This window comes from Hyphomonas sp., assembly GCF_040882205.1.
Lineage (GTDB): Bacteria > Pseudomonadota > Alphaproteobacteria > Caulobacterales > Hyphomonadaceae > Hyphomonas.
The window spans coordinates 1-5,705 of sequence record NZ_JBBEBT010000111.1; the positions used below are offsets into that span (position 1 = coordinate 1).

Annotated in this window: 4 protein-coding genes; 2 read left to right on the forward strand and 2 right to left on the reverse strand. The window is 63.8% G+C overall.

Features of this window, described 5'->3' with window-relative positions; translation table 11 throughout:
- Window positions 1-280: 280 nt before the first annotated feature.
- The gene (locus WEA77_RS04515) at window positions 281-1,306 is read right to left on the reverse strand and encodes an NADP-dependent oxidoreductase (protein ID WP_368066674.1); all 1,026 of its coding nucleotides are present in this window, start codon (window positions 1,304-1,306) and stop codon (window positions 281-283) included.
- Between the two features lie 46 nt (window positions 1,307-1,352).
- The gene (locus WEA77_RS04520) at window positions 1,353-1,826 is read right to left on the reverse strand and encodes a hypothetical protein (RefSeq protein WP_368066675.1); all 474 of its coding nucleotides are present in this window, start codon (window positions 1,824-1,826) and stop codon (window positions 1,353-1,355) included.
- A gap of 144 nt (window positions 1,827-1,970) precedes the next feature.
- On the opposite strand from WEA77_RS04520, the gene polA reads away from it, so the two are divergent.
- Window positions 1,971-4,763: a DNA polymerase I gene (gene polA / locus WEA77_RS04525; RefSeq protein WP_368066676.1), complete on the forward strand. Its 2,793-nt coding sequence runs from the start codon at window positions 1,971-1,973 to the stop codon at window positions 4,761-4,763.
- Window positions 4,760-5,434 (forward strand): exopolysaccharide biosynthesis protein, encoded by a 675-nt coding sequence (locus WEA77_RS04530; protein ID WP_368066677.1) that lies wholly within the window; start codon window positions 4,760-4,762, stop codon window positions 5,432-5,434. The genes polA and WEA77_RS04530 overlap by 4 nt, the downstream gene beginning before the upstream one ends.
- Window positions 5,435-5,705: the final 271 nt, after the last annotated feature.

Below are 5,705 nucleotides of genomic sequence, written 5' to 3' on the forward strand. Positions count from 1 at the left end.
CGCCGCCATCTGCAGCCCCATCGCGACGCCTTCCCAATCCGAGGTCGTGCATCCCGCCAGCGCCAGGGCCCCGGCGCCTGCCATCCAGAGGCGCACCTTCGCGCCAATCCCCGTTGTCATTTCAGCCCAAGCTCCCGATTGCGTTGATTTTATTTTGGCCGGGACAGCGATGAATGCGAGCTGAACCGGAGTGTTCATGGGGCCTCGCCCGCAAGTTTGCCTGCCCGGCCCTCCTCAAAATGGAAGGGGGGGGTCAGGCCGGGCAGGCGAAGCCGCGAGGTCAGGCGGGTTCGTCACTGACCTTCACGACCAGTTTGCCGAGGTTCTTGCCCTCGAACAGACGCGACAGGCTGGCCGGCGCCTTCTCGAACCCGTCGACGATGTCGGTCTCGAACTTCAGCTTTCCTTCCATCAGCCACATCGCCATCTGCTGGATGCCTTCGGGGAAGCGCGGGAAATAATCGATAACGATAAAGCCCTTCACCAGCGTACGGCGCATCAGGAGGTTGGCGAAGTTGAACGGCCCGGGTGTCGGCGCGGTGTCGTTATAGGTTGAGATCAGCCCGCACAGCGGCATGCGGGAGAAGTCGTTGAGGCGCGCCATTACCTCGTCCATTATCCGTCCACCGACATTCTCGAAATTGATGTCGACGCCGTTCGGGCAATGCTTGTCGAGCCCGCCACCAACATCCTCAGACTTATAGTCGATGGCAGCGTCAAAGCCCGCAACTTCGGTAAGCCAGCGGCACTTGTCCTTACCGCCCGCGATACCGACAACACGGCAGCCCTGTATTTTCGCGATTTGCCCGACCATCGAGCCGACGGCGCCTGCCGCCGCGGAGACAACAACTGTCTCCCCTGCCTTCGGCCTGGCAATGTCCATCAGGCCAAAATAGGCCGTCATGCCGGTCGCGCCCAGCGGGCCCATATAGGCTGTGAGCGGCACACCCGGCAGCGTTGGCAGCTTCGTCAATGAAGCGCCCGGCAGTGTGTTGTAGACGGCCCAGCCCGCAAGACCCGTGTTCACGATGTCGCCAGGCGCCAGGCCGTCAAACCGGCTCTCGGTCACCACGCTCAAGCCGCCGCCGCGCATAGCATCGCCGATCTGCACGGGCGGCAGGTAGGCGTCCATGTCGCTCATCCAGATCCGGTTGGTCGGATCGAGGGAGAGATAGATCGTCTTGGCGCGCACCTGCCCGTTTGCGAGCGGCGCCAGCGCGCTCTCCACGAGTTCAAGGTCACCTTCCCTAAGGTCGCCTACGGGCCGCTTGCGCAGCACCCAGGTCAGGTTCATTTCGTTGATCATGTCGTCCTCCCGATATCGCTGCGAGGGACGCTAGCCGGAAATCGCCTCAGCGCAAGACGCCCTGCTTCGCCTGATGCATGGCGTAGTTGAGGACCAGTAGCGAGACGACGATGATGCAGACCGCCGAGACGCGGTTGCCGTCATAGTCCGGCGCAGGCAGAGAGAAGCTGGCGCCCATTGTGAGCATTGTCGCGGCGGTTGAGAATATCAGGACGCGCACGGCGACAGCACGCCGCCGCACGAGCAAGGCGGCGCCGGCCAGGCCCGCAAACACGCCCAGCGCCCATGTGCCATAGAGCCAGTCCGGCAAAGCCGACCAGTAGGCCTGCGCCTCTGCCGGAAAGCGCGCCATGTACGGCGGATAAAGCGTTGCGGTCGCCAGGAAGTCAAAGATGCCTAACAAACTCCACAGCACGGCGGCGGAGCCGATCACGAACAGATGCCAGGGCGCCTTTTGCACGGGCTTCTGCGCCGCCGGGGCAAGGTCCAGGGCTTCGGAGAAGACGAGGTCACGCTGCATGCCACATTTCTACCACAGTTCAGCTCGCCGCAAAGTAGAATCGGACTTGCGTGACTCTCGTTTAATCCACGGCCGAGGGGGCCGGCTCAGGGTGACGCGCCCCTGCGCACCAGCTAAACTCTCCCCAGCACAGAGGAATCGCTTATGGCCACGGCCCCCGTCACCGAACAAAGCCATCTCTACCTGATCGATGCGAGCGCCTACATCTTCCGGGCCTTCCACGCTCTGCCACCTTTGACGCGCCAGTCGGACGGATTACCCATCGGGGCGGTCGCGGGCTTCTGCAACATGCTGTTCAAGATGCTTGAGGAGCTGAAAGGCCCCGAGCGGCCGACGCACTTTGCGTGCATCTTCGATGCCTCCGGCAACACGTTCCGCAATGAGCTCTACCCGCTTTACAAGGCGCAGCGCCCGCCAGCGCCGGAAGAACTGGTGCCGCAATTCCCGCTGGTGCGCCGCGCAGCCGAGGCGTTTGCCGCGCACGCCATCGAACTGATCGGCTTCGAGGCCGACGACCTCATCGCCACATATGCCCGCCAGGCCGAGGCGAAGGGAGCGCGCGTGACGATCGTCTCGTCCGACAAGGACCTGATGCAGCTTGTCTCCGACAAGGTTCTGATGCTCGACCCGATGAAGAACAAGCTGCAGGGCCGTGAGGAGGTGATCGAAAAGTTCGGCGTCGGCCCGGAGCTGGTCGTCGATGTACAGTCGCTCGCCGGCGACAGCGTGGACAATGTGCCCGGCGCGCCCGGTATCGGCATCAAGACGGCTGCGCAACTGCTCACCGAATACGGCACGGTCGAAGCGCTGCTGGAGCGCGCAGGCGAGATCAAGCAGCAGAAGCGGCGCGAGACACTGATCGCGTTTGCAGACCAGGTGCGCATCTCGAAACAGCTGGTGACGCTGAAAGATGACGTGCCGCTCGTCATCCCGCTGGAAGACCTCGCCGTACAGGACCCCGAACCGAAAATGCTGATCGAGTTCCTGGAGGAAATGGAGTTGCGAACCATCACGCGGCGCGTACGCGAGCAGATGGAAAAGGAAGGCGTGCTGGACGTGGCAGCGCCGGATGCTGTCGCCGTCGACCGCTCGGCCTACGTCTGCATCCGTGACCTGAAGACCCTTGAGGACTGGGTAGCGCGCGCGACCAGGCAAGGCTGGGTGGCGGCGGATACTGAGACCGATGCGCTCGACTCCGTAGCCGGAGGCCTGGTCGGCGTCTCGCTGGCACTGGCGCCGGGCGAAGCCTGCTACATTCCGCTGGCGCATGTAGACCCCGACGTGGCCGCAGGCGGCGGCGATATGTTCGGCGCGGACCCGCCGCGCCAGATCAAGATGGCCGAGGCGCTGAAGGTTCTGAAGCCGATGCTGGAGGACGCGGCCGTGCTGAAGATCGGCCAGAACATCAAGTATGACGTCAGCGTGTTCGCGCAACACGGCGTCCGCGTTGCGCCGATAGACGACACGATGCTGATCTCGTTTGCGCTGAATGCCGGCGTCCATAATCACGGCATGGACGAACTCTCCGAGCGCTATCTCGGCCACAAGCCAATCTCGTTCAAGGATGTCGCCGGCAGCGGCAAGACCCGGAAAACCTTTGCGCAGGTCGCGCTCAACAAGGCGACAGAATACGCCGCCGAGGACGCCGATGTGACGCTGCGCCTCTGGCAAGTGCTGAAGCCGCGCCTGCGAACGGAAGAAGTGACGACCGTTTACGAGACGCTGGAGCGTCCGTTGGTGCCGGTACTTGCCGCGATGGAACAAGCCGGCATCAAGGTTGACCGGCAGATGCTGTCGAGGCTCTCTGCAGATTTTTCCCAGCGCATGGCCGGCCTTGAGGCGCAGGCACATGAGCAGGCGGGACGCGCGTTCAATATCGGCTCGCCCAAGCAGCTTGGCGAAATCCTGTTCGACGAGATGAACATTCCCGGCGGAAAAAAAACCAAGACAGGCGCCTGGCAGACCGATGCCGATGTGCTCGAGGATCTGGCGCAAGCCGGACACGCCCTGCCCCGAACGATTGTGGACTGGCGCATGCTGTCGAAACTGCGCTCGACTTATACCGAAGCGCTGCAGGCAGCGATCAAGCCGGAAACCGGGCGGGTGCACACGAGCTACATGATGGCCGGTGCGCAGACAGGCCGCCTCTCCTCCACCGATCCCAATCTGCAGAACATCCCGGTACGGACGGAAGAGGGCCGCAAGATCCGCGAGGCCTTTATTGCTGAGGACGGCAATGTGCTGGTCTCCGCCGACTATTCACAGATCGAACTGCGCATCCTGGCGCACATGGCCGACATTCCAGCGCTGAAACAGGCGTTCAAGGAGGGGCTGGACATACATGCGATGACCGCCAGCGAGATGTTCGGCGTTCCGGTGGAGGGCATGGACCCGATGGTGCGCCGCCAGGCCAAGGCGATCAACTTCGGCATCATCTATGGCATCTCCGGCTTCGGCCTCGCCCGCCAGCTGGGAATTGGGCAATCGGAAGCGGCCGCCTATATCAAGGAATACTTCAAGCGCTTTCCCGGCATTCGTCAGTACATGGATGAAACCAAGGACTATGCCCGCGAGACCGGATATGTGCGCACCGCCTTCGGCCGCAAGATCAACCTGCCGGACATGAAGGCCAAGGGCCCTGCCCGCGCCTTCGCTGAACGCCAGGCCATCAATGCGCCGTTGCAGGGCACCGCCGCTGACATCATCAAGCGCGCCATGATCCGCATGCCGGAGGCACTCGCGAAGGCGGGCCTCAAGGCACGGATGTTGCTTCAGGTGCACGACGAACTGGTCTTCGAGTGTCCCGAGGAGGAAGCCGAGAAACTGATCCGGGTTGCACAGGAAACCATGGCCTCGGCGGACGGTCCGGCAGTGAAGCTGTCAGTGCCGCTGGTGGTCGAAGCGAAGGCCGCAAAGACATGGGCAGCAGCACATTGACCAACACAACCGGCTCCGCGCCTGAAAACTTCGAGGCCGCGCCGCACGGCGGGTTCATTGATGCCATTGTCGAGATCGCCGGAACCGGCGAGGGAGAGGCGCCGCAGACCCTGGGCAATGTCATCGACGCGCTGGACGACCGGGCCTTTGGCCTGCTGATCCTGATCCTCACAATCCCCTGTCTCGTTCCGGGACTCCCCGGCGCGCAGATCATCGCCGTCCCGATCTTCCTGCTGGGCCTGCAGATCGTTTTCGGGCGCAACGAACCCTGGCTGCCCGGCTGGGCGATGCGCGCCAGGCTGAAACCGGAATGGCTGACCTCGATTGCCGAATTTGCCAACAAGCGCCTGCGCTGGACCGAGCGCCTGTCGCGCCCCCGCTGGCGCTTTATTGCGCACGGTGCGGGTGAGAAAATCCTGGGGCTGATCATCGCTGTTGCCGCGGTCACGATCATGCTGCCGATCACCAACACGATCCCCTCACTCGCGATAACCGTGGCCTCGGTGGGCCTCATTCAGCGCGACGGCATGTTCATGTCTGCCGGTGCGGCGCTGGCGCTCGGCTGGATCACCGGGCTGGGCATCCTCATCTTCGGCCTGATCACGGGCGCCGGCTTTGCGGCGACGCTGGTGGCGGAGCATGCGCCCTGGCTGGCGGACTGGTTCAGGTAGGCGCTTACCTCAAGCCGCTGACGCCGGACTGGCAGAGCCGTCCGGGCACGGAGTGCGGCGCCATGCGCGGCGGACGCGGCCCGGCGGCCGGGAGGAAAACAAGGATTGGCGTTGGACGCAGCCCGTCCGCCGGGTCCGCCGCCGGGTTTCGGGCCGCTCCCTGGACGGGTTCGGCGCCGCCAGGCCCTGACAGCTGGCCCGTGCAGACCTCGCAGGACCAAGGTGGTCAGACGGGATTATCCACCGTCTGTTCGACCCGGCTCGCCCGGAT